We start from the raw sequence: 23,732 nt of genomic DNA, 5'->3' as shown, positions 1-23,732 counted from the left end.
CGTAGGGTCGGCATTCATGCCGACCTGGTGTTTACCTAAACGCCAACAACGCCACCATTTCCCGCACATCCGCCACTTCATCCAGCTCCAGACACACCGCCTCAAGCCGTTCAACCTGCTGCAGCGGCAGCACGCGCCGCGCCAAACTGCGGTACTTCGCCAGCAGCGCCTCAAGGCTTAACGGATTAGTTGGCGCACCCGACGGCACCGGCACATGCAGCTGCCACTGCGCGCCCTGCACGGTTTCCAGCCGCACCCACGGCTCGTCGTCGCGGCTTTGCTGCTCATCGATCACCAGATCAATGCGCGCTAGCAAAGCTTCGACATCAGGATGCAGGCGTTTGGCATCGTCATAACTCGCCAGCTCTGCCGAACCGTACAGCGCACGCGCTGCCAGCGCATAAGGTAGGCTCATCTGCGCGGCCGCCAGACTGTGCAGCTCGCGCCCGCCGCACATCTCCAGCAGGAAGGGATTAACGCCCACCACAATGCGCGCAATCTGCTCTACCCGCACAGCATGCTGCTGCAGCAACATCCCCAGTGCATCAATCGCCGCATGGGTACCACGGCACGAGGCGTAGGGCTTGATGGAACAGCGCGCCAGCTTCCACACCTCGCCAAGATCCGCCGTCAGCGCCTGCGGCTGCTGCGTCTCTGGCGCGACGGTTTGCAGGAAGCCGCCCCAGCGTGGCTCAAACACGGCGGAAGGCCCGCTGATACCGCGTTGTGCCAGCAGTGCGGCCTGCACGCCACCTTCCGCAGCCCGCGCGGCATGCAGCTTTTTGGTGTGCGAGCCGTCGTGGATAAAGCCCCATAAACCGCCGCTGAAGCTGGCAGCAATCCCCAGCGCGGAAGCACACTGCGCGCGATCCAGTTGCAGCAGCGAACAGACCGCCGCTGCCGCACCAAACACGCCGCAGCTGGCGGTGGAGTGCCATCCTGCGCCGTTGTGCGCTGAATAGCCGCCGCAGGCTTCTAACACGCGGCGGCCAACATCATAGCCAATCACCATCGCGACGATCAGCGCCTGGCCATCCACCGGCTGCGTCGCCAGCGGCAGTGCCGCCAGCAGCGCCGGGATCACCACCGCGCCGGAGTGATCGCAGCCACCGGTATCGTCGAGTTCATACATGTGCGCGGCCACGCCGTTCAGCCATGCCGCCTGACGCGCATTAACCTGCTGCGCGCTACCCCAAACCTGCGCCTGTTCGCGTCCACCTTCTGCCTGCACCAGCGCCAGACATGCACGCCAAATCGGGCTGTCACAGCCGGCCAGCGAGGCGCCGAGCGTATCGAGCAGATGGCGCTTCGCCTGCTCGACGAGCGGTTCGGGAAGCTGCTCAAAGCGCGTATCGGCGATAAACGCCGCCAGTTGATCAAGCGTGTTCGCCATGCGCACCTCCAATGATGCGGGTAAAGACTTCGGCCGGATGCGAGACTTCATTATCCGGCTGCGTCTGCCAGTGCGTCGCCGCCTGCTCAGCGGTGGCGATCCACACGTTGTGCTGTTGCAGCGTATCGAGCAGCGAGCGCAGCAGCCCAATGCGCCCGGCGGTGCCGATAATTTCCGGGTGCAGGCGCAGCAAATAACACAGGCCAAAGCGGTGGAAGCCGTGGAAATCCTGCGTCAGGTTAGCCAGCGTTTCGGCATAAGGCGCAATGCGCGATTGTCCAGGCGGAATCGCCGGGCTGAGGTTAAAAGCAAAGTACGGCTCATCTTCCAGCGTATAGTGCATCGGCAGTTCAACTAAGCGCGTGCCGGGATGGAAGTACGGCAAATCATCGCCGCGCCAGCTCGATGACCAGCGAATGCCGCGTGCGACCAGCGCCTCAGCCAGTCCTGGTTTCCACTGCCCGGCGGGTGTACGGAAGCCGATAATAGGGCGGCCAGTGATGTGCGCCAGTTTGTCGCAACCGCGCGTGACGCTGGCGATCTGCTGCTCCAGCGTCAACGCCGAGAAATCTTCATGGCTATCGCCGCTACAGGCAATTTCATGGCCATCCGCCACCATGCGCCGCACTAATTCCGGCTGCTCTTCAGCAACAATCGCTGGCATACACCAGGTTGCTTTGAGCTGCTTTTCCGCCAGCAGCGCCAGCAAGCGATCGACGCCGCGCAGGGTGCCGTAGCGCCACACCGACAGCGTTTTATCGCGCCCCGCCACCGCCGGCGCCTGAGTGAGAATGCCGTGAATGTCGTTGAAGTCGATGGTGAGGATCGCCGCCGACTGGAAGCCCAGCGGCCAGCGTGAAGGGTCAGTCATGCTGTTGCTCCTGCAAATACCATTGCGCCACCGCGTCGCAGCGCGCAAACCACACGTCATCGCGCGCCGTCATATGTTCAAACAGCTGTTCGAGCAGCAGCAGGCGTCCCGGCTGACCGGAGATTTTCGGGTGGAACAGCGTAGTGAGGCACAAACCTTCATCCATCGCGCCATCGAACTCGCGCTGCCAGTTATCCTGCGTATGCGCATAGCTGGCGATGCGGTCGCCGCCTTTGGGGAAATCGGGCTGGCGCGTATAGGCCAGCGAGGCGTAATCGTCCATCTCCCATTTGCCGGGGATCTCCACCAGCGGCGTATGGCCCGCCACCGCAATGCTGTAAGGGCGATCGTCGCCGCGCATGCTGCTGGAGTAAATCACACCCGCGTCGCGAAGGATCTGCGGCGTTTCGGCATGCCAGTCGCCCGACGGCGTCCGAAACCCGCAGGCGGTGATGCCGAGATAATGCTTAAAGATCTCAGCGGATTTCGCCATTACCGCGCGCTGTTCTTCCGGTGAAATCGCCCAGAAGGATTCGTGACGATAGCCGTGATAGGCCACTTCGTGGCCCTGTTCGATGATCGCCTGACACTGCTGCGGCCACTGCTCCACCACCCACGCCGGCACAAAGAAGGTGGCGGGGATCTGGAAGGCGCGCAGCAGATCAAGCAGACGCCCGAGCGCGCGGTACGGCCCGTAAGCGCCAAAGGTAAAATACTCTGGCGTTGACCACAGGCTGCCATTCAGCATGGCATCGCCGGTGGGACCGTCGAGGTCAAATGCCAGCGCCATACAGCCGCGTTTACCCTGCGGCCAGCGCACTGCGCCCGGTTGCTGCATCTGTGTGCTCCTTTAGCCTTGGTTGACCGTTGCTTTCGTCACGCCGTTGTCGGCCAGGCCCCATTTGCTGAGGATTTTCTGGTAGGAACCGTCGGCAATCATCGCGTCGATAGCGGCCTGCACCGCCGTGGTCAGCTCGCCCGCATCTTTGCCAATCGCCATGCCGGTGTATTGGAAGGAGAAGGCTTTATCGAGTGGCTTATATTTGCCTTTTTCCAGATCCATGATGTACGGCAGCGTTTCACTGCCCTGCACCACGCCATCGAGACGATTTTGGCGCAGCTGAGTACGCGCATCAGCGGTACCTTCGGCGCCTACGACAATGATCGCGGGCTTACCGGCGGCTTCACAATGCGCTTTGGACCAGTTGGCAATCTCTAACGGGAAGGTGGTGCGGCGGCTGGTGCCGACTTTCTTGCCGCACAGATCCATCGCGCTATTGATATCGCTGCGCGCGGATTGGGTGTAGAACTGCGGGCCGGTTTTAAAGTAATCGATAAAATTCACCACCTGCTGACGCTCTTTGGTGTCAGTCATGCCAGACATCACCAGATCAACGCGTTTGGTCACCACCGCATTTACCATCTGCTCGAAGGCGATCTCCTGCCAGTTGATCTTCACGCCCAACTTTTCACCAATCGCCTGGCCGAGATCGTAATCCACGCCGGTCAGCTGGTTGGTCGCCGGATCTTTGAAATCCATCGGCGGATAGTTCGGCATGATGGCAACCGTCAGCCCTTTCTCTTTAATGGCGGCAGGCACGGCGATATCTGCCCAGGCAGAGGATTGCAGCAGCACGGCGGCACTGATGGCACTCAATAACAGCTTTTTCATATTCACCCCGGTCACGTTAAAGAAGAATCGCGTTAATAAAGTTTTTCATCCGTGGATTTTGCGGGTTCAGCAGAATGTCTTCCGGTGCGCCCTGCTCGATGATGCGTCCCTCGTCCATAAACACCACCTGATTGGCCACCTCGCGGGCAAAGCCCATTTCGTGGGTGACCACCAGCATGGTGGTGCCCTCTTTTGCCAGCTGGCGCATCACCGCCAGCACTTCGCCCACCATCTCCGGATCCAGCGCCGAGGTAGGTTCATCAAACAGCATCAGTTTGGGTTTCATCGCCAGCGCGCGGGCAATTGCCACGCGCTGCTGCTGGCCGCCGGAGAGCGACTGCGGATAGTCGTGCGCTTTGTGCGCCATACCAACGCGATCCAGCAGCGCCATCGCCTCTTCACAGGCTTCGCGTTTCGGGCGCAGCATCACGCGGCACGGCCCTTCGATAATGTTCTCCAGCGCAGTTTTGTGTGGAAACAGGTTGAAGCGCTGGAAAACCATGCCGGTTTGCAGACGCTGACGCGCTATCTGCTTGTCACTTAACGCGTGCAATTTGTTACCGGCGATGCGATAGCCCGCCAGCTCGTTGTCGACCCAAATCCCGCCTTTATCGACTTTCTCCAGCTGATTAATGCAGCGCAAAAAGGTGCTTTTACCGGAGCCGGACGGACCGAGGATGCACATCACCTCGCCGTAATTCACTTCCAGGCTGACATCTTTCAGGGCGTGGAACTGGTCGAAATATTTATTCACCTTAACGGCGCGCACGATGTTTCTCATGTTTGGCTCCTGATTACTGACGCTGACGATGGCCGCGTGAGAAATAACGTTCCAGCCGACTCTGTCCAAACGACAGCAGCGTGACCACAATCAGGTACCAGATGCCCGCCACGAACAGCAGTTCCATTACGCGCGCGTTGGCGAAGTAGATGGTTTGCGTGTTGTAGAGCAGTTCGGAGTACTGAATCATGCTGGCAAGGCTGGTGGTTTTAATCATGCTGATAAATTCGTTGCCCACCGGCGGCAGAATCACGCGCATCGCCTGCGGCAGAATAATGCGATGCAGCGCCTGCAGACGCGGCATGCCGATGGCTTTCGCCGCTTCGTATTGCCCGGTATCCACCGACAGCAGGCCGGCGCGCACCACTTCCGAGGTGTACGCGCCCTGATTGATGCTCAAACCGAGCAGCGCGGCGAGGAACGGCGTCATGATGGTGACGGTTTGCACGCTGAATACGCCGGGAATGCTGATGGTGGGAAACACCAGCGCAAGGTTGAACCACAGCAGCAGCTGCAAAATCAGCGGCGTGCCGCGAAAAATCCACGCGTAGCCCACGGCGATATAGTGCAGCACCGGATTCGGCGACATGTACATGATGGCGGTGATGACGCCAAACAGCACGCCGAGCCCCATCGCCAGCACTGACATGATCAGCGTATTGACCACGCCGTTGAGGATTGCCTGGGCCGTAAAGAACTGGCCGACAAACGACCATTCAATATTGCCGTGAGCAAAGGCGTTCACCAGCAGCGCCAGCAGCACCAAAATCACCGCTGATGCTGTGATGCGGCCGTAATAGCGACGTGGCACCACCTGATAGCGGTCAAGATCGTAATGCGTCTGCTCGCGGCTGTTGTTCAAACTCGGCTCAATGGGCGTTGTCGACATAGCGATCTCCTCAGGCGCGTGGGCCAGCGTAATCTTCAGTCCAGCGCTGCTGGTCCTGCATCAAAGTTTGCAAACGAGCCAACTGTTCACGCACCCGCACCGGCGCGGTGCCGCCGTAGCCGCTGCGCGCGGCCAGCGCGGCTTCCAGCGTCAGCGCGCTGCGCACTTCTGGCGTTAAACGCGCATCCACTGCGTGAAGCTGCGCATCACTGAGATCCGCCAGGCCGCAGCTTTCGCGCTCGCACAGCTGCACCAGTTGGCCGGTGATCTCATGCGCCTCGCGGAAGGGCACGCCGCGCATCGCCAGCCAGTCGGCCACTTCGGTCGCCAGCGTGAAGCCGTCCGGTGCCTGCTCTCGCATCACCTCGGTGTTGAATTTCAGCGTCGCCATCATGCCCGCCATCGCCGGCAGCACCAGCAGCAGCGTATCCACGGCATCTATCACGTTGCGTTTGTCGTCGCTGAGATCGCGGTTGTAGGAGAGCGGCATCGCTTTCATGGTGGTGAGCAGCGCCATCAGGTTGCCGACCAGACGTCCAGATCGACCGCGCGTCAGTTCGGCGATGTCCGGATTTTTCTTTTGCGGCATGATCGAACTGCCGGTGGCGTAGCTGTCGTGCAGCTCCACCCAGCGGAACTGACGTGACGCCCACATGCACACCTCTTCACACAAGCGCGACAGGTTGATGCCAATCATGCTGGTGACAAACAGGAATTCGGCGGCGTAATCGCGACTGGCAACGGCATCGATGGAGTTTTCGCACGGCGCAAGATAGGCAAGATCAGCGGCGGCTTGCTCTGGCTGGCGGGCAATGGCGGAACCGGCCATCGCCGCAGCACCGAGCGGACAACGCGCGCTGCGGCGATCCCAATCCTGCATACGTTCAATATCGCGGGCAAAGGATTGCGCATGCGCCAGCAGTTGATGGCCAAACACAATCGGCTGCGCCTGTTGCAGGTGGGTAAAACCGGGCGCGACGCTTTCGGTATGCTGCGCCGCCTGCTCGACCAGCGCCTGCTGCAAACTCAGCAGCGCGCTAACCACCTTGCGGCCGTTGTCGCGCAGATAGAGACGCAGGTCGTTGACGGTTTGATCGTTACGTGAACGCCCGGCGCGCAGCTTGCCGCCCAGCGGTCCTAAACGTTCGGTCAGCGCACGTTCGATAAAGGTGTGGACGTCTTCGTCAGCGGCAATCGGATGCAGCTGACCGGCGCGGTATTCGGCGTCCAGCGCGTCAATCGCCGCCAGCATGGTGCGGAGTTCTTCTGCGCTCAGCAGATCCCCACGCGCCAGTTCACGGGCATGCGCCCGGCAGCCCGCCAGATCGTAAGGTGCCAATGCAAAGTAATAATCCGGGCTACGAGACAGCGCGGTTAAACTCGCCGCCGGTGCCGCTTTAAAACGCGCGCCCCATAACAGTTCGGCATTATCAGACATGCTATTTCCCCTTACAGATAATTCAGCGATATGAAAAAGATATGAATAATCAATCAGCGATAACAAAAACTTATTTCCTGGCTACGCTGGTATTAAAGTCACATTTCAGGTTCACTGTACAATCACCGTATTTATTCCGGAGTTGAATAGCAAAAATGGAAAGTAAAGTTTCCCAGTCCGGAAACAATGCAAATAATCGCAGCGATAATGCAGTTCTGGCACTGAGTAATATCGATTTAAAATTACTGCGGGTATTTAAATGCGTGGTGGAAGCGGGCGGATTAACCGCCGCCAGTCACGAATTGAATATTGGTCTGGCAGCGATCAGCAAGCAGGTGTCCGATCTGGAGATTCGTCTCGGCATGACACTTTGCAGCCGCGGACGCGAGGGTTTTGAGCTCACCCAATACGGCATCAACGTCTACCAAGCCACGCTGGAACTGTTCGTGTCGTTGAATCTGTTTCGTGAGCGGCTGCACAATAGCCGCAACGAACTGCTGGGCGACATTGCGATTTGCGTGGTGGATAATACCATTTCGGATCCGCAATCGCCGGTCACCGCGGCGGTGCAACAGCTGCACCAGAAAGCGCCAAAAGTGCAAATTCGACTGCAAACCGCCCAGTTAGATGATATTGAGCGCGGCATCAGTGAGGGCCGTTTTCATTGTGGTATTGCACCGGTTTATGAAATGAAAAGTGATTTTGATTACTTTCCGCTTTATACGGAATATTCAAAATTATATTGCTCCATGTCACATCCTTTATATTCAGGCTCCCGTGATAAAACTATCTCTTCCGACATATTACGTGAGCAAAAAATTATTAATCATTTATATGTGACGCCACGCGACGATCATCGCATCGTTCCGTTGCAGGACAGCGGTGCGCAAGCGGTTCAGGTTGAATCTGTCGCCATGTTGATTTTAACCGGCCATTTCATTGGCTATTTACCGGATCATTATGCCGCCACCTTTATTGCGCGCGGTCAGCTATGCGAATTGGGTGATGATTCGATTCGCCGGGAAAACCCGTTTTGTCTGCTGATGAAAAAGGGCCGCAAAATAAACCCGATCATTCGGCTGTTTATGCAGTCGCTGGGGATTGCTGAGGCGGAAGCGGCGCACTGAGTTGGTGCAGGGTTTGCAGAGGTCGCCATGAATGGCGACCCTACGGTAGGGGCGGCATTTATGCCGACCTGGTCAGCGCAGCTGCTTAAACATCACCGTGGTGGCATCCAGCACGCCTTCAGTTGACTCCGCATAATGAGGAATCGATCCGGCAATCTGCCAATCCATCGACAAATACAGATCCGTCGCCACGTCGCCGCTGCGCGTGTCCAGCACCAACAAGGTTTTGCCCTGCTGCGCCGCCCGCTGCTCGGCCTGTTGCATCAAGCGGCGCGCAATGCCCTGACGCCGGGCCTGTGGATGCACCAGCAGCTTGCTGATCTCCGCACGATGGCGACCGTTGGGCATTGCGCTGAAACCCACCATCACCGTCGCCACCATCACGCCCTGCTGATAGGCCACCAGCAGTTGATTATCACCGCTCGCCAGACTGTAAATTTTGTCCTGCCAGAAGCGCTCAATGGCGTCGCGATCGTCTGCATCAATAAAGCCCACACTGGCGCCGTCGGCCACACAAGCTTGCAGCACATCACTCAATGCCGCCAGCAGCGGCTGCGCCTGAGTGGCGCTGAGAGGTTCAATTTCAATCATGGTTTGCATACCACCAAAATGTAGCGCGCGCCGCCTTCCGCATGGGCGGCAAACGCAGATTTGCCGGTGAGATGGAAGCGCAGACAATCGCCCGCCTGCAGCGTCCAGTGCTGATCGTCCATGCTGATGGTCAACTCGCCTGATTGCAGCCAGATATGCTGCTCCAGTCCCTGAATGGGCGGCGCATCGTAATCAATACGCGCGCCCGGACGCAGCACGCCTTCCACCACTTCCGCTTTAAAGTGGCTGGCGGGCGGCGATACGTTACGGCGCTGGAAACCGCTGGCGTCGTCATGCCACACCGGCTGCTGCTCCGCTTTCAGCAGCAGCGCCGCCTCCTCTTCCACCTCGCTGAGCAAGCGCGACATGGTCACACCATAGGCCACGCAAAGTCGGTTAAGCAAAGCGGCTGTGGGGCTAGTTTCGGCGCGTTCAATGCGCGACAATGATGCCCGACTGATGCCGGTCGCCATCGCCAATTCATCTAATGACCAACCGCGTTGTACGCGTAATTCGGCCAGTCGCGCCGCCAATCTATCGTCGGTATCCGAAGCAGACATCTTCACCTCTCATTTATGGGAAATTAATCTCACATATGAGATATGACCGTATTTAAGCCAGCCGGTCAAGTTGTACAACTAAAAAATCATTGTACAACCCAAGCATGGGGGTTAAGGTGTTGTTATGCAGGTCAGAATTTTTGAGGACTTTATGGCCTTATACAGTATCGGGGATGTTGCCGAACGCTGTGGAATCAACCCGGTAACGCTTCGCGCCTGGCAGCGACGTTACGGTCTGTTAAAACCCCAGCGCACCGAAGGTGGTCATCGGCAGTTTGATGATGAAGATGTTCAGCGTATCGAAGAGATAAAACGCTGGATAGAGAGCGGTGTGCCCGTCGGCAAAGTGAAAGCGTTGCTGGAAGGTGCCACCATCAATGTGCATGACGGCTGGTCGGCGTTACAGGAAGAGTTGATGAGCGTGCTGCGGCACGTTCGCCCAGCGAAATTACGCACCAAAATTGCCACCATCGGCCGGGAACATCCGGTGGATGCGCTGATCGATCACGTGTTCGTGCCGGTTCGTCAGCGTCTGGGGTTGGATCAGAATACCGCGCGCACCATGTGCAGCCTGCTTGACGGCGCGCTGATTGACTATGTGGCGTTTTGCCTGGCCGGTGCGCGTAAAAAAGCCGGTAAAGATGCGCTGATGGTGGGCTGGGCGGTGGAAGATCGTACCCGCATCTGGCTGGAAGCCTGGCGCTTGTCGCAGCAAGGCTGGCGCATGGATGTGTTGGCGGAGCCGCTGGACATGCCGCGCCCTGAGCTATTCCCCGGTCAAAACCTGTTTATCTGGACCGGCAAAAAACCGACACGTCGCCAGGTTGAGCAGTTTGAACACTGGCAGGCACAAGGTTTTGCTGTTCACCTGCACGATCCCGCATAAGTAAAAATCGCACACACGGCCTTTGCCTGGCGTGGTGTGCGCGTTATCATGCCGCCCTAAATTTCTTTTCTCAGGTCTCCTCATGAACTGGAATAAACTCCTTATCGGTTCCCTGTTTGCCATCATGGCGCTTGGCGGCATGGGCGGCATGATGCTGGTTGGCTACAGCCTTATTGTGCATACCAACTAAGTTTGCGCTGCACGCGCTCTAACAGGCGATCGCAAATTAACGCCAGCAGCGCCACCAGCAGCGCGCCCTGAATCACATAGGCGGTGTTAAAGCCGCTTAAACCGATGATCACCGGCGATCCCAGACTTTCCGCCCCCACCGTAGAGGCGATGGTTGCTGTGCCGATGTTGATCATCACCGAGGTCCGCACGCCCGCCATGATCACCGGTGCCGCCAGCGCCAGCTCAATCTGCCACAAGCGTCGCCACGGCCCCATGCCAAGCCCCACAGCGATTTCACGATTGCTGGCTGGTACGCTATCTAAGCCCGCCAACGTACCCTGCAAAATCGGCAGCAAACCGTAGAGAAACAGCGCCATCACCGCCGGGGCAGCACCAAACCCCATCACCGGCACCGCAATCGCTAATACCGCAACGGGTGGGAAGGTTTGCCCGGCCGCCGCAACGGTTTCCAGCAGTGGACGAAAGGCGCGTCCGGCATGACGCGTGGCAAACACCGCGCAACCCACGCCGACCACCAATGCCAACACACTGCCGCTCACCACTAACGCCAGATGCGCCAGCGCCAGACGCCAGAAACTCTCCTGCTGATACAACGGGCGCTCCAGCTGCGGAAACCAATGTGCAAACAATGGACCGCTGTGCGGCAAGCCCCACAGCAACAGCAGAAATGCCGCCAACAGCCAGTAAAGCGGATCGCGTAACAGCCGCATCAGCTCGCCTCCCGCTGGCGCAGCAGATCGCTGAAATGCAGCACGCCGAGCGGCTGTTGATGCTGATCGATTACCGGTAATTTGTCAGTGCGGCGTGCAATAAACTGCGACAGCGCTTCACGCAACGTCAGCGATTCGGCAATCGGTTCGACATCAAGCCATTCCCCGCGCCGCGCCGCGTTGCCCGCACGCCCCAGCGCCAGCAACCGCACGCCCAGCTCGCTGCGACCAAAAAACTCACGGGCAAAGTCATTCACCGGTTGAGTCAGCAGATCGATCGGCCTGCCCTGCTGCACAATTTCGCCGCCATCCATCAGCACCAGCTGATCGGCCAGCGTGAGCGCTTCGTCGATGTCGTGCGTCACCAGCACCACGGTACGACCGGACATTTTCTGAATACGTAGCATCTCGTGTTGCAGCGCCAGACGGTTGACCGGATCGAGCGCGCCAAACGGCTCATCCATGAGCAACAGTTCGGGATCGGCCGCCAGCGCGCGCGCCACGCCGACGCGCTGCTGCTGTCCGCCCGACAGCTGATGCGGCATGCGCGTTGCCAAATGGCGATCGAGATTGAGCAGCGCCAACAGTTCGTCGACGCGTTGGTTGATCTTCGCCTGCGGCCAGCCGAGCAGCGATGGCACGGTGCCGATGTTCTTCGCCACGTTCCAGTGCGGAAACAGACCAATTGACTGAATGGCATAACCGATGCGGCGGCGCAACGCACGGGCGTCCATACGTTCGATGGGTTCGCCGGCAAAGCGAATTTCTCCGCTATCGTGTTCCACCAGCCGGTTGATCATCTTCAACGTGGTCGATTTGCCGGAACCTGAGGTGCCGATCAGCACGGTAAAACTGCCCTTCTCAATCTTCAGCGATAAATTGCGTATCGCCTCTTTTCCGGCGAACACTTTGCTCACCTGGTGGAATTCAATCATGACGTCTCTCCAGCAGTGCCGACAGTAAACGCAGCAGTGCATCAAAAATTACCGCCAGCGCCACCACTGGAATCACGCCCAGCAGCACCAGATCCAGCGCGCTGCTCAGCAATCCCTGAAAAACAATGGCGCCGAATCCACCTGCGCCAATTAACGCGGCGACCACTGCCAGGCCAACGGTTTGCACCACCACCACGCGCAAACCGGAGAGCCACACCGGCAGCGCCAGCGGCAGCTCGGCGTGCCAGAACTGTTGCCACGCGCTCATGCCCATAGCGCGCGCGGTTTCACGCACTTCCTGCGGCACCTGCTGCAAACCGGCCACCACGCTGCGCACCAGCGGCAGCAGCGCGTAAAGTACCAAAGCAATCAAGGCCGGTGCGATGCCGATACCGCTAATACCCCAACGCGCCAGCAGTGGGAAATGCGCCACCAATCCCGCCAGTGGCGCAATCAGCAAGCCGAATAGCGCCACCGACGGCACGGTTTGAATCAGGTTGAGCACGCTGAACGCTGCATTTTGCCAGCGCGGACGACGCGCAATCGCCAGACCGAGCGGCAAACCGATCAGCACCGTTGGCAGCAGCGTGCCGCCGAGCAGCCACAAATGCTGCGTGAAGGCCGCATCAAACACCGCCGTGCGGTTAGCGTACTCTTTCATGAGCGAGAGACGATCGAGATGGCCGCTGAGTAACAGCGCCAGCGGCAATAGCCAGATTTGCAGGTTGAGCACAATGCGCCACGGCGTACTGCACGTGATTTGCCGTACCGCTTCCGCCGCCAGCAGCAGTGTTAATGCTGCCGCACACCACAAACCGCTGCCAAACGCGGTGCGTGCAAGCGGGCTGCCGTTGTTCGCCAGTTCGCTGGCCTGCGCACCCGCCAGCCAGATGAGTAAGGCCAGCAGCACTTCGGCCGCCAGCAGCAAGGTAACGGCGCTGATGCGGCGCGGTGGCCACCATAAGCCCTGCCACAGCCACACCAGCGGTAGCAACAACAGTGCGCTGTTGGTCACCTGCCACAACGGCAGCGGCTGGCCGGAGACCAGCCGATTGGCGGCAAAGCTCAGCAGCGGCAAAGCAAACAGCGCCAGCGTGATAAGCACGATCAACACCAGCAGCACCGGCTGCTGGCGCGGTCTCAATAACAGCGACAACACTGCTTACAGCAACTTATTGGTCTGTAACCACTGTTTCGCCACCTGGCTGGCATCCTGACCATCCACCGCGATCTGCGCATTCAGCTGCTGCAGGGTTTTCTCATCCAGCTTGCTGAAGACCGGTTGCAGCCAGTTGCCGATGTCAGGATATTGCTTGAGCACGCTTTCGCGGATCACCGGCGCAGGGGCATAAATCGGCTGCACGCCTTTTGGATCGCTCAACGTTTGCAGACCCAGCGCCGCCACCGGACCATCGGTGCCATACGCCATCGCCGCATTCACGCCGGAGGTTTGTTGCGCCGCCGCTTTGATGGTCACTGCGGTGTCGCCGCCGGCCAGCGACAGTAACTGCGACTGCTCCAGCTTGAAGTTATAGGCTTTCTCAAAGGCCGGAAGCGCGTCGCTACGTTCAATAAATTCGGCTGACGCCGCCAGTTTGAAAGTGCCGCCTTTTTTCAGGTAGGCGCTGAGATCGTCCAGTGAAGTGAGGTTGTTTTTTTGCGCCACATCGCCGCGTACCGCAATGGTCCAGGTATTGTTGGCGGGCGCGGGCGTCAGCCATACCAGATGATTTTTCTCGGCATCGAGTTTTTTCACTTTCTCGTAGCCCTGCTGCGCGTTTTTCCACGCGGCGTCTTTCTCATCGTTAAAGAAGAACGCGCCGTTGCCGGTGTATTCCGGGTAGATATCCAGCTCGCCGGCGGTGATCGCGCCGCGCACCACTTGCGTGGTCCCCAGCTGAATTTTGTTAACGGTTTTCACCCCATGTTTGTCCAGCACCTGCAGGATGATGTTGCCGAGTAACGAGCCTTCGGTATCAATCTTAGAACCGACTTTCACCGCATCCGCTGCATGCGCCGCAGACACGCTCATTGCCAATGCCATCATTCCCCATAAACCCTGCTTTATCATCTCGCTTCCCTCATTTGTTTTCGTTGTGTAACGATCAAGCGTAGCCTGGCGAATGGGGATGGGCGCGGTCAAGCGGCTTACTTCGTGCTTTTTTTGCTATCAATATCGCTTCGGTTATAACCAAATCGCAGCACTTATACCCAAATTGAATTTTCGATGCCGGGCCGGCGGATTATGCTCACAGGCCCACTCATTACAATAAATTACAAAACATCATGACCGATTTAGCATCTCCGGCGCACGTCGCGCAGGCAGGGAATACGCCAACCGGTGAGACCAAGTGGATCCGCAGCGCGGCCGATGTCTCCGGGTTGGTAAATAACAGCAACGAATCGCGCAGCAACGCGCGCATTGTCATCGCCATTGCGCTGGGCGGCGTGTTCCTCGACGCCTACGATCTCGGCGCCCTGGCCTTTGGTATTAAAGACGTCACGCGCGAGTTCCAGCTGACGCCCGCGGGCACCGGCATGGTGGCGTCGGCGATTACCTTTGGTGCGATCGTCGGCGCGCTGATTGGTGGCTACCTCACCGACAAAATTGGTCGTTATCGCGTGTTCATGGCCGATATGTTTTTCTTCGTGGTGGCAGCGTTAGCCTGTGCCTTTGCGCCGAACGAGTATGTGCTAGCGGGCGCGCGTTTTGTGATGGGCCTTGGCGTTGGCATCGATTTGCCGGTGGCAATGGCGTTTCTCGCCGAATTCTCGAAGCTGCGCGGACAAGGTAATAAGGCCGCCAGCGTGGCGATGTGGTGTCCGACGTGGTACGCAGCGATCAGTATTTCTTATCTGCTGGTACTGCTGCTGTATGCGGTATTGCCAGAAACCCACACCGATTGGCTGTGGCGTTTGATTCTGGGTTTTGGTGCGGTGCCTGCGCTGCTGATCATCGCCATTCGCAGCCGCTACATGAGTGAATCGCCGATCTGGGCGGCAAACCAGGGCAACCTTGCAGGGGCGGCCGAGATTCTGCGTAAAGCCTATAACATTAACGCGCAGGTGGCGGATGATGCCGATCTGACGCCGCAGAAAGCGGTACGTAAAGCCAGCTGGCGCAACTACGGCGCGCTGCTGCAGGGCGTCTATCGCCGTCGTACCATTCTGGCTACCGTCACCTCCATCGCCTCGTCATTTGCCTATAACGCGGTGGCGTTTGGCCTGCCGGTGATTATCTCCAGCTTCTTTGCGCAATCGATGCTGACCACCATTCTGGTGTCGCTGGCGCTGAATTTGCTGTTTGCGTTTGTCGGCGGCTTACTGGCGGTGCGGCTGGTGCCGCGTCTCGGCGCGTGGAAGATGTCGGTTGCGGGTTACGCCTGTCAATGCGTGGCGCTGCTTGGGCTGGCGTTGATTGGTCGTCCGGAAGGTGGCGAACAAGCGGCGGTGGCGATTGCCATGCTGGCGCTATTCCTGTTCGGTCAGGGCTTTGGTCCCGGCTCGCATACCATGACGTTTGCGTCGTTGAGTTATCCGGCTTCGCTGCGCGGTGTGGGCGTCGGCTTCAACCAGACGCTGATGCGCGGCAGCTCTACCGTGTCGCTGTTCGCCTTCCCGCTGCTGGTGGCGGCGTTTGGAACTGGCGTGTTCTGGGTGATTTTCCTCGCACCGCTGATTGGTTTACTGGCGCTACTGGCGATTCGCTGGGAACCGTCAGGATACGACGTGGATGCGGAAGATTTTCAGTGATACCTGAACACTGACGTCACCGAGCACATGTTGTAGCGGCGCAATTTATTGCGCCGCTACGGAATGTGCAATCATGCAGTCAGACGGAAATCACCCAGCGTATTGGGAATGCGCGGAAACGTGTGCAGGAACCACGGCGTGAATTGCTGTGGATTTTCCGCCATCTCCTGCTGGATCTGCGCAATCGAGCGATAGCACCATGCATCGGCCTCTTCCGGATTGAGAACCGGCTGCTCGTCGCTGATGGCGAAGAACACGTGGCCGTATTCATGCTCGGTTAAGCCGTTGCTCAGCGGCAAGTTGTAGCTCAATTCAAACACCGGCGTTAGCGCCACATTCATGCCCATCTCTTCACGCAAGCGGCGTTCAGCGGCATCGCGCGTGGATTCCTGCGGATACGGATGACTGCAGCAGGTGTTACTCCACAATCCACCACAATGATATTTACTGCTGGCACGGCGTTGCAGCAGCACTTCATGTCGCGAATTGAATACGTAAACCGTCACCGCGCGATGCAGCAATCCTTTTTCATGCACTTCCAGCTTTTCCATTTTGCCGATAGGGCGATCGAGGTGGTCAACGAGAATAACTTCAATGGCGGACATGACATCTCCTTCGGAAAATTCGCAACTATTGTACACAACCGCCAAAGGGTTGATGGAGGAAATAGCGCACATTCCGTGCGTTAACGTGGGCACATTAAAGCGTAGCAGCCTGCGGAGAATTCAGCATAAAAAGGCGGGGAAAGGTGTTTAGAGAGGAGATTACGGTGTGGCACAGGGCATTAATCTGTAGCGGCGCACTGAACGGCGCCGCTACGATGGGTGTTATCAATTACAACTTAAAGCTCTGCACCACCAGCTCCAGCTGCACGCTCTGCTGCTCCATCGCTTGCGCGGCGGCAGAAACCTGCTCGACCAGCGCGGCGTTTTGCTGGGTGCTGCCATCGAGTTGGGTAATGGCCACGTTAACCTGATCGATACCCAAACTCTGCTCGCGGCTCGCCGACATGATCTCGCTCATCAACGTGGTGACGCTGCTAACGCCCTGCATCAGCTCATCCATGGTTTGACCAGCCTGCTCGACCAAATCGCTGCCGGTATCAATGTTGGCCACCGACTCTTCGATCAGCTTTTTGATTTCACGCGCCGAGTTAGCCGAACGCTGCGCCAGGTTACGCACTTCCGATGCCACCACGGCAAAACCGCGTCCCTGTTCCCCGGCACGTGCCGCTTCTACCGCCGCGTTCAACGCCAGGATATTGGTCTGGAAGGCGATGCTGTCGATGACGCTAATAATATCCACCACTTTACGCGAGGAGTGGTTAATCGCGCCCATGGTACTGACCACCTGACGCACCACTTCCGTGCCGCGTGCAGCAACCTGCGAGGCGCCATCTGCCAGCTGGTTAGCGTGCGTGGCGTTGTCGGCGTTCTGGCGCACCGTGCCCGTTAACTCTTCCATCGACGCGGCCGTCTCAACAATCGAACTGGCCTGCGATTCAGTACGCGCCGAGAGATCGGCGTTGCCGCTGGCGATTTCACGCGAAGCCGCCGTGATGGCCAATGCGCTGTCGCCCACCTGGCGCATCAGGCCTTGCAGATAGGCGATAAACTGGTTGAAGCTCTGCGCCACGGCGTTGAATTCCGGGCTGTTGCTGGCGGGCAGACGCTGCGTCAAATCGGCGCCGCCGGTTGATAAAGCTTCGATGTTACGATGCAGCAAGGCAAGGCGTTTCATCATGGCGCGCACGAAGCCAAGCAGCACCAGCAGCAGGATCACCGCCAGCGGGATTTGCACCAGACCCAGACGCGTCAACATGCTATGCGTTTGCGCATCCAGCAAGCTGGACGGCACATCGCTGGCGAGATACCACGGGCTGCCAGCAATCGCCTGTACGAACAGCGTGTGTTCGCCATCTTCACCCTCAAAGGTGCTTTGCATCGGTTGGCTACCCGCCTGCGCTAACAAACCTTTCAGCGCAGATGCCATCGGCAATTGCGTATCAGCAAGGTTTTCCAGCTTCGGTGCGTCATCCACCAGCGCGGCGTTACCCACCACTTTGCCGTCGGCTTCAACAATCAATACGCGGCCCTGAATCGCCTCGCCCATCTGTTTTGCCAGCTGGTTGAAGAAGCCGAGTGTCACGTCAATCGTTGCCACGCCCCACGCCGTGCCATCGCGATAGATCGCCATGGCGCAGTTGGTTCGCGGCTGCGGGCTGGCGGCATCCTGATAGGCTTTCGCCCAGGCACACTGGCCTTTCGGCGCGGCTAAACCGTCTTTGTACCAGGACTGCTCCCAGTATTTGTCGGCGGCGTCAGAGTTCCAGTAGGTATTAACCTGCAGCTGGTTGCTGGCGTTTCGCGCAAAGAACGAACTGTTTTTCTCTTTCGCCGGATCGCGACGATTAGGTAACGGCCAGATGCCGCCGCCGAACACGTTGCTGTCCTGATATTGGTTGACTAAGGCGGGCAGCAAGATGTCGATGGCGGCGCTGTCCATCACGCCAGCGGCTTCAGTAATAGCGCGCTGCTGCGCCTGCACACGGTTCATCTGCTCGACAATGCGTCCGGCCAGGCCGTCCACTTCGTAACGCACCAAACGACTTTCATTATGTGAGAGCTGCGGAGCGATGAACTGATTGATTACCAGCACGGTAATCAGCATCAGACCCGCAAAAAAAGCGACCAGCGTCGCGGTGAAACGGGATTGTGTTGTTTTGAACATGTTGTGTGCCCTTACCCTGGTTGGCGAGTTGCCTGATCGAGGTTAACGGCGTGTTAAAGGGGATCTTGAGGTGAGCGAGATCACAAAGAAGTGAAATAGTTGATTTGGGTGATAATTTAAAAATCGCAAGGTCGGCACGATGCCGACCTGATTTACGGTGCGGGGGTTTCCACCACTTCCTGCCGTGGCCGAAACACATGGTTATTCCCGTCCACCAGCAAACGCTGCAGCAGCTGCTGGCCACCGCGATCGTCAGCCTGCGCGAACTGGCGTTCGGCTTCGGTTATCGGCGTAGACCACAGCAGATTTACCCGATCGCCCTCGCGTTTCGGCAGGCGGAACTGCGCCGCTTCCGGAGCGAGATCATTCGCCAGCAGGAAACTTTCAAAGCCAACCGGCGCCACTTCTGATGCCAAAGTATGCCCTTCGCCAATCCAGGTCAGACGCGCCCACGGCAGATGAGCAAACTCCGCCAGTGCACTCGCCATCTGCACCGCATTCGCTTCGGTCATCACTTCTCCGTCCACCGCCATCGCCAGCTCAACACGGCGATACTGCGGGGCCAGCTCGTCAAACAGGTGATCGACCTGTGGCATCGGGCGGATCCCCATGCCAAGCGTGAGGAAGTACCAAACACCATTATGCCAATGCTGTGAAATCGCCATCGGCGGCCAGTTACCTTGATCGATGGCGTAATATTTTATCGACTCGCCAAACTGCGCCTGATAGCACTGCATGAGTTCACGCTGCACCACATCCCACAGATGACCGTCGTGCCAGTCACGCCAGAAGTGACGCTGCTGTTCAGCGCGCGCATAGTAATCGTTGGTGGAGGCCGAACCGAGCGGCGCCGTCAGGCGATTCTCTTTGATGCAGGCAGCAGAAAAACTCACCTGCTTATCCTGATACAGACTCCAGCCGGGGATCACCGCCAGCAGTTGGCCGTAATACCACAGCGCGGCGCCGTCATCGCTGGGCTCCCACAGCACCTGTAAGCCGGCGGGATCGAGCATCGGCTCAGCTTCCAGCGTACGGCAATACTCGGCACTCAGCAGCGGCGCAATGCCCTGCTCCATCGCTTCACGATCTTCCTGCGCCGGCGCAGGCAGCAGATTACGCAGCCAGCAGCCGCGCACCGCGTATTGACTGCGAAACAGGTCGTTCGGCCAGATGTAAAAATAGGCCGTACGCGCATCCTGCTCAACGATAGCGGTTAGTGTGTGTTGCTGATTCGGCACCTCAGCAATCAGAGGTTGGTGGGTCATAACGCCTCGATATTACCTGGAGGAATCCATTTTCCCCGAGAATAGAGCAGGATCGGCACTCGTGCCATGTGACACAAGGGTAAAACTCTCAAAGTGCAGGGATGAATAGATGAGCGTAGCTGATGAATAGCCGCATAACGCGCTGACACGCTTCACATTAATTCGCGATTCTTTTGTCATGCCGCATGATATTGTCTGCGCACTCGCCTCAGTGGATCTGTCAACATGGTGCTGCAAAACCTTGATTTGAACGTGCGCGATGTGGTGATTTTCGCGCTTTTGGTGTGGCTGTTTATCCGCTATACGTGGGTGATGTCGGCGCTGAGCATTGTGCTAAGCGGCGTGGCGTTGCTGGTGTTGTTACCCATTGATATCTATTACAGCTTGCTGCCGCTGGCACTTATCGGGCTCGGCTTGGGGATGTTGCTGCATCATTACCAACAGCGTCAGCTGGCGCTGAAACGTGAAGCGCGCACGCCGCGCACCTACACGCAGAAGCAGGATGAGCTAAACCTGTAACGCTAACGGCCCATGCGCTGCATGGCGCGTGAATAAGCGCCGCGCTGAATCGACCAGCGCAGCAGCCCGCCGAGCACCGCAATTTCCCGATCGACTCGCCACTGGCTGAGCGGACCAACCGGCTGCTGGATTTGCTGTTGCGCCCAGTCAGGCAGTAATCCCATCCCCGCTTTCAGCATCACCCGCATTGCCGGTTTTGCCTGCCAGCTCGGTGCAGGCGCGTTGATTAACAGCTGCATCACTTCCCGGGTGCGCGCATCGTAGATCAACGCGGGCCGCATCCTCTGTAGATACTCCTCAACCGCCTGCACGCTTTTTGGCACCTGCTGCGCGCCAAGCGCTTCGGCCACCCGCGCGGCTTCCTGATAATAACGATTCTGATCGGCCAGGCTGAGCTGCGGATTTTTGTAGCGCAGATGTGCCGCCAGAAAGCGGCTGGTTTCGGCGACGTGCACCCAGGTAAGCAGATGGGGATCGCTGGCGGCATAGGGCTTGCCAGCATTATCGACGCCGCTGACGCGCAGATGAATCCGTTTGACGCGCTCGATCAGGATGTTGGCATCTGCGGTATTGCCGAACGTGGTGACGGCAATAAACTGGCTGGTGCGACGCAGGCGGCCCATCATGTCCTGACGGAAATTGGAGTGATCCCACACGCCCGCCAGCGCTGCCGGATGCAGCATCTGCAACATCAGGGCGCTGATGCCGCCACACAGCATCGAAGTGAAGTCGCCGTGTACGCGCCAGATAACATGATCCGGGCCAAATAAGCCGGGATCGCCAGGCGGCTGCGAGATATCGAATTCGTTGAGCGACAGGCCGTTAAGGCGGAAAACTTGCTGTTGGATGCGTTCGCGAATGTTCATGGGTTGATGCGCTCATTGGCCTGGTCGGCATCAATGCCGACCCTACAGATCTGTGAAGCATAACATGTAGGGTCAGCATTCATGCTGACCTGGCCAAACGGCGTTGCCTTACTTAGAGATAATCAAACTGCGCATCCTGGGTGCGCACCGAATCCAGTCCAATCATCACGTTAATTTTGCCTGGCTCGGCAACGTGCTGCATCTTCTGGTTCCAGAATTTCAGCGCATCAACATCGATCCTAAACTTCACGGTCTGCGATTCACCGGCTTTCAGCATGATGCGCTGGAAGCCGCGCAGCTCCTGCACCGGACGGCTAATGCTGGCCACCGGATCGTTAAGATAGAGCTGCACCACAGTGGCACCGTCGCGTTTGCCGCTGTTGGTGACGGTCACTGACGCTTCCACCGAGCCGTTACGCGGCATGGTACGCGAGGACATTTTCACTGGCGACACGGTAAACGTGGTGTAGCTCAGACCGTAACCAAACGGATAGAGCGGACCATTCACCGCGTCGTAATAATGCGAAGTATATTTATTCGGCTTGGCGAAGTTATACGGACGACCGGTTGGCAAATGGTTGTAGTAAATCGGAATCTGACCCACCGAACGCGGGAAGGAGACCGGCAGCTTGCCCGACGGGTTGTAATCGCCAAACAGCACATCGGCAATCGCGTTGCCGCCTTCGGTGCCGCTAAACCAGGTTTCCAGCATCGCATCGGCTTGCTGATCTTCCTTCACCACCGTCAGCGGTCGGCCGTTCATCAACACGATCACCAGCGGTTTACCGGTGGCTTTCAGCGCGGCCAGCAGCTTCTGCTGACTTTCCGGAATCGACAGTTCACTGCGGCTGGATGCTTCGTGCGCCATGCCCTGCGCTTCGCCGACGGCAGCCACCACCACATCGGCTTTTTTCGCCTGCGCTACCGCGTCATCAATCAGCTCCTGCGGTGAACGTTTGTCCACACTCACGGCTTGCTCATACAAATTGAGGAAGTCCTGAACGCCTTTGTTATCGCTAATGTTAGCGCCTTTGGCATACAGCACCGTGCCTTTGCCCGCCATCGCATTACGCACGCCTTGCAGCAGCGGAATCGACTGTTTCGCTACACCTGCGGCCGACCAACTGCCCATAATGTCGCGCTGGCTATCGGCTAACGGTCCCACCAACGCAATGGTGGCGTCTTTCTTCAGCGGCAGCGTTTCACGCCAGTTTTTCAGCAGCACAATGCTTTTACGCGCCACGTCACGCGCTTCAGCGCGATGCAGACGGCTTTCGGCGTTGGTGTCCTGCGGATCGCTTTCTTTCGCGCCCAAATGGCTATAAGGATCGTTAAACAGGCCCATGTCATATTTGACGTTCAGCACATGCCGCGCGGCATCATCCACTTCCGCCATGCTCACCGCGCCGCTTTTCACCAGGCCCGGCAGATATTTGCTGTAGTACTCGTCGCTCATGCTCATGTCGACGCCGGATTTCACCGCAATGCGCACCGCGTCCTGCGGATCGCTGGCCACGCCGTGTTTCAGCAGCTCTTTTATCGCGCCGTGATCGCTGATGGTGATGCCTTTAAACTTCCAGTCGCCGCGCAGCACCTCTTTCAGCAGCCAGCCATCCGCGGTTGCCGGCGTGCCATTGAGCGAGTTGAGCGCCACCATTACGCCGCCGCTGCCGGCATCAAGCGAGGCTTTATACGGGGGCAGATAATCCTGGAACAGCCGCTGCGGACTCATGTCGACGGTGTTGTAATCACGCCCACCTTCCACCGCGCCGTAGGCGGCAAAATGTTTCACGCTGGTCATGATGTTAAAGCGATCCGCCGCGCTTTTGCCCTGCATGGCTTTCACCATGGTGCTGCCCATTTGTGAGGTCAGGAAGGTATCTTCACCAAAACCTTCAGAAAAACGGCCCCAGCGCGGTTCGCGTGATACATCGACCATCGGCGCCCACGTCATGTTCAAACCGTCATCTGCCGCTTCGTAGGCTGAAACGCGCCCCACCTCGGCCACGGCATCCAGATCCCAGCTCGCCGCCAGGCCGAGTGGAATCGGGAAGATGGTGCGCTGACCGTGCACCACGTCATAGGCGAAGAACAGCGGGATTTTCAGGCGGCTGAGCTGCATCACCTGATCCTGCATGGCGCGGATATCCTGGCGCGTCACGGTGTTGAAGATTGCGCCGACCTGACCGTGCTGAATCATGTCGCGAATCGCCGATTTTGGCGTATCCGGTCCTACGCTGATCAAACGCATCTGCCCGATTTTTTCATCAAGGGTCATTTTGCTGAGCAGCTGATTCACAAAGGCGTCGCGCGCCTGTTCAGTCATCGGGTGTGGGCCAAATAGGTCGTCCGCGAAAGCGGGCTGAATGGCTAAGGAGACAGCGAGGCTAACAGAGTAAATCCATTTCATCAGGTCGGGTTCTCTTAAGTGACTGCGCAATATCGAAATAACCGGGGCAGTTTGCCACAAGATGAGGATAGCAGGTAGCCGCCAATGTCACACCGCGCCCCTTGCGGCTTACGCATGCTACAGTAGAAACGCCACGTTAAAGAC

The 23,732-nt window shown here is 58.2% G+C and carries 23 protein-coding genes; 5 read left to right on the top strand and 18 right to left on the bottom strand.

Features of this window, described 5'->3' with window-relative positions; all coding sequences use genetic code 11:
• Positions 1-31: 31 nt before the first annotated feature.
• Genes AC6I8K_RS06095 through argH form a run of 7 tightly spaced genes read right to left on the bottom strand, consistent with a single transcriptional unit; the run spans position 32 to position 7,044 of the window.
• Entirely contained in the window at positions 32-1,393 is a 1,362-nt protein-coding gene (locus AC6I8K_RS06095) for an MmgE/PrpD family protein (RefSeq protein WP_497826386.1), read from the bottom strand.
• Positions 1,377-2,264 carry a polysaccharide deacetylase family protein gene (locus AC6I8K_RS06090; protein WP_497826385.1) on the bottom strand — a complete coding sequence of 296 codons (888 nt, stop codon included), beginning with the start codon at positions 2,262-2,264 and terminating at the stop codon, positions 1,377-1,379. The genes AC6I8K_RS06095 and AC6I8K_RS06090 overlap by 17 nt, the downstream gene beginning before the upstream one ends.
• Positions 2,257-3,102: a polysaccharide deacetylase family protein gene (locus tag AC6I8K_RS06085; RefSeq protein WP_497826384.1), complete on the bottom strand. Its 846-nt coding sequence runs from the start codon at positions 3,100-3,102 to the stop codon at positions 2,257-2,259. Before AC6I8K_RS06085 ends, AC6I8K_RS06090 begins: the two co-directional genes overlap by 8 nt.
• A gap of 12 nt (positions 3,103-3,114) precedes the next feature.
• Positions 3,115-3,936: an ABC transporter substrate-binding protein gene (locus tag AC6I8K_RS06080; protein WP_483817059.1), complete on the bottom strand. Its 822-nt coding sequence runs from the start codon at positions 3,934-3,936 to the stop codon at positions 3,115-3,117.
• A 16-nt stretch (positions 3,937-3,952) separates the two neighbouring features.
• Positions 3,953-4,717 carry an amino acid ABC transporter ATP-binding protein gene (locus tag AC6I8K_RS06075; RefSeq protein WP_007887797.1) on the bottom strand — a complete coding sequence of 255 codons (765 nt, stop codon included), beginning with the start codon at positions 4,715-4,717 and terminating at the stop codon, positions 3,953-3,955.
• Positions 4,718-4,730: 13 nt separating this feature from the next.
• Entirely contained in the window at positions 4,731-5,606 is an 876-nt protein-coding gene (locus AC6I8K_RS06070; RefSeq protein ID WP_483817058.1) for an amino acid ABC transporter permease, read from the bottom strand.
• Between the two features lie 10 nt (positions 5,607-5,616).
• A complete protein-coding gene (argH, locus tag AC6I8K_RS06065; protein WP_497826383.1) occupies positions 5,617-7,044 on the bottom strand; it encodes an argininosuccinate lyase in 1,428 nt (475 codons plus the stop codon).
• 155 nt (positions 7,045-7,199) lie between these two features.
• Here argH and AC6I8K_RS06060 point away from each other — a divergent pair, with 155 nt between their 5' ends.
• The gene (locus AC6I8K_RS06060) at positions 7,200-8,171 is read left to right on the top strand and encodes a LysR family transcriptional regulator (protein ID WP_497826382.1); all 972 of its coding nucleotides are present in this window, start codon (positions 7,200-7,202) and stop codon (positions 8,169-8,171) included.
• 72 nt (positions 8,172-8,243) lie between these two features.
• Here the strand turns inward: AC6I8K_RS06060 and AC6I8K_RS06055 are convergent, their stop codons facing one another.
• Together AC6I8K_RS06055 and AC6I8K_RS06050 are read right to left on the bottom strand one after the other, a co-directional pair.
• Positions 8,244-8,762, bottom strand: a complete 519-nt coding sequence (locus AC6I8K_RS06055; protein ID WP_497826381.1) for a GNAT family N-acetyltransferase — start codon at positions 8,760-8,762, stop codon at positions 8,244-8,246.
• A complete protein-coding gene (locus tag AC6I8K_RS06050; RefSeq protein WP_483817054.1) occupies positions 8,759-9,322 on the bottom strand; it encodes a helix-turn-helix domain-containing protein in 564 nt (187 codons plus the stop codon). Before AC6I8K_RS06050 ends, AC6I8K_RS06055 begins: the two co-directional genes overlap by 4 nt.
• A gap of 151 nt (positions 9,323-9,473) precedes the next feature.
• Here AC6I8K_RS06050 and AC6I8K_RS06045 point away from each other — a divergent pair, with 151 nt between their 5' ends.
• Positions 9,474-10,208 (top strand): MerR family transcriptional regulator, encoded by a 735-nt coding sequence (locus AC6I8K_RS06045; RefSeq protein ID WP_497826380.1) that lies wholly within the window; start codon positions 9,474-9,476, stop codon positions 10,206-10,208.
• An 82-nt stretch (positions 10,209-10,290) separates the two neighbouring features.
• Positions 10,291-10,398 carry a YohO family small membrane protein gene (locus AC6I8K_RS06040; RefSeq protein WP_007887822.1) on the top strand — a complete coding sequence of 36 codons (108 nt, stop codon included), beginning with the start codon at positions 10,291-10,293 and terminating at the stop codon, positions 10,396-10,398.
• On the opposite strand, the gene AC6I8K_RS06035 is transcribed toward AC6I8K_RS06040, so the two are convergent.
• From AC6I8K_RS06035 to osmF, 4 genes are read right to left on the bottom strand one after another with little or no spacing between them, the layout of a single operon-like run.
• A complete protein-coding gene (locus AC6I8K_RS06035; protein ID WP_483817053.1) occupies positions 10,379-11,110 on the bottom strand; it encodes an ABC transporter permease in 732 nt (243 codons plus the stop codon). The genes AC6I8K_RS06040 and AC6I8K_RS06035 overlap by 20 nt on opposite strands.
• Complete coding sequence (locus AC6I8K_RS06030; protein ID WP_483817052.1) at positions 11,110-12,045, bottom strand: ABC transporter ATP-binding protein; 936 nt, start codon at positions 12,043-12,045, stop codon at positions 11,110-11,112. Before AC6I8K_RS06030 ends, AC6I8K_RS06035 begins: the two co-directional genes overlap by 1 nt.
• Positions 12,038-13,204 (bottom strand): ABC transporter permease, encoded by a 1,167-nt coding sequence (locus AC6I8K_RS06025; RefSeq protein WP_497826379.1) that lies wholly within the window; start codon positions 13,202-13,204, stop codon positions 12,038-12,040. The genes AC6I8K_RS06030 and AC6I8K_RS06025 overlap by 8 nt, the downstream gene beginning before the upstream one ends.
• Positions 13,205-13,207: 3 nt before the next feature.
• Positions 13,208-14,116: a glycine betaine ABC transporter substrate-binding protein OsmF gene (gene osmF / locus AC6I8K_RS06020; RefSeq protein WP_483817050.1), complete on the bottom strand. Its 909-nt coding sequence runs from the start codon at positions 14,114-14,116 to the stop codon at positions 13,208-13,210.
• Between the two features lie 215 nt (positions 14,117-14,331).
• On the opposite strand from osmF, the gene AC6I8K_RS06015 reads away from it, so the two are divergent.
• Positions 14,332-15,798, top strand: coding sequence for an MFS transporter (locus AC6I8K_RS06015; RefSeq protein WP_497826378.1), 1,467 nt, complete (start codon positions 14,332-14,334; stop codon positions 15,796-15,798).
• 71 nt (positions 15,799-15,869) lie between these two features.
• On the opposite strand, the gene idi is transcribed toward AC6I8K_RS06015, so the two are convergent.
• The 3 genes from idi to AC6I8K_RS06000 form a co-directional block, all read right to left on the bottom strand.
• On the bottom strand, positions 15,870-16,403 hold the full coding sequence (idi, locus tag AC6I8K_RS06010; RefSeq protein WP_064740653.1) for an isopentenyl-diphosphate Delta-isomerase: 534 nt from the start codon (positions 16,401-16,403) through the stop codon (positions 15,870-15,872).
• 229 nt (positions 16,404-16,632) lie between these two features.
• On the bottom strand, positions 16,633-18,528 hold the full coding sequence (locus tag AC6I8K_RS06005; protein ID WP_497826377.1) for a methyl-accepting chemotaxis protein: 1,896 nt from the start codon (positions 18,526-18,528) through the stop codon (positions 16,633-16,635).
• A 152-nt stretch (positions 18,529-18,680) separates the two neighbouring features.
• On the bottom strand, positions 18,681-19,793 hold the full coding sequence (locus AC6I8K_RS06000; RefSeq protein ID WP_497826376.1) for a suppressor of fused domain protein: 1,113 nt from the start codon (positions 19,791-19,793) through the stop codon (positions 18,681-18,683).
• A 225-nt stretch (positions 19,794-20,018) separates the two neighbouring features.
• Between AC6I8K_RS06000 and AC6I8K_RS05995 the strand changes: the two genes are divergently transcribed.
• Positions 20,019-20,312: a hypothetical protein gene (locus tag AC6I8K_RS05995; protein WP_064740650.1), complete on the top strand. Its 294-nt coding sequence runs from the start codon at positions 20,019-20,021 to the stop codon at positions 20,310-20,312.
• Positions 20,313-20,314: 2 nt separating this feature from the next.
• On the opposite strand, the gene AC6I8K_RS05990 is transcribed toward AC6I8K_RS05995, so the two are convergent.
• Entirely contained in the window at positions 20,315-21,178 is an 864-nt protein-coding gene (locus tag AC6I8K_RS05990; RefSeq protein ID WP_064740649.1) for an oxygenase MpaB family protein, read from the bottom strand.
• 112 nt (positions 21,179-21,290) lie between these two features.
• Entirely contained in the window at positions 21,291-23,588 is a 2,298-nt protein-coding gene (bglX, locus tag AC6I8K_RS05985; RefSeq protein ID WP_497826375.1) for a beta-glucosidase BglX, read from the bottom strand.
• Positions 23,589-23,732 lie beyond the last annotated feature (144 nt).

The organism is Pantoea sp. X-Soil-ISGK-421 (assembly GCF_059730785.1).
Note: the sequence above shows the minus strand (reverse complement) of the source record. Positions and strands in the feature narration are given on the sequence as shown.